The sequence below is a fragment of the Saccharothrix sp. ST-888 genome (assembly GCF_000955975.1).
Lineage (GTDB): Bacteria > Actinomycetota > Actinomycetes > Streptomycetales > Streptomycetaceae > Kitasatospora.
Genome location: NZ_JYJF01001027.1, coordinates 1 through 289 on the forward strand (window position 1 = coordinate 1; position 289 = coordinate 289).

1 protein-coding gene is annotated in these 289 nt (G+C 72.7%); it reads right to left on the reverse strand.

From position 1 onward, the window contains the following. Window positions 1–237 (reverse strand): hypothetical protein (locus tag UK12_RS42750; protein ID WP_231591534.1); only part of this gene is annotated, 237 nt, incomplete at its 3' end. Window positions 238–289: the final 52 nt, after the last annotated feature.

Below are 289 nucleotides of genomic sequence, written 5' to 3' on the forward strand. Positions count from 1 at the left end.
GAACACCACTCCGTCAGAATCCGGCAGCTCCACACTCGCACCCAGCAACGGATGCCCCGCCGCACCGAGCCCGATCGACGCGACATCACCGACCGAGCCCCCGCCTTCGAGCCAGTAGCGCTGGCGCTGGAAGGCGTAGGTGGGCAGATCCACCCGGCGGGCGCCCTGGCCGGCGAAGACCGCCTGCCATTCGACGGCCACGCCACGCACGTACGCCTGGGCGAGCGCGGTGGTCACCGTCTGCGCCTCGGGGCGTCCCGTGCGCAGGACCGGCGCGAAGACGGCCTCC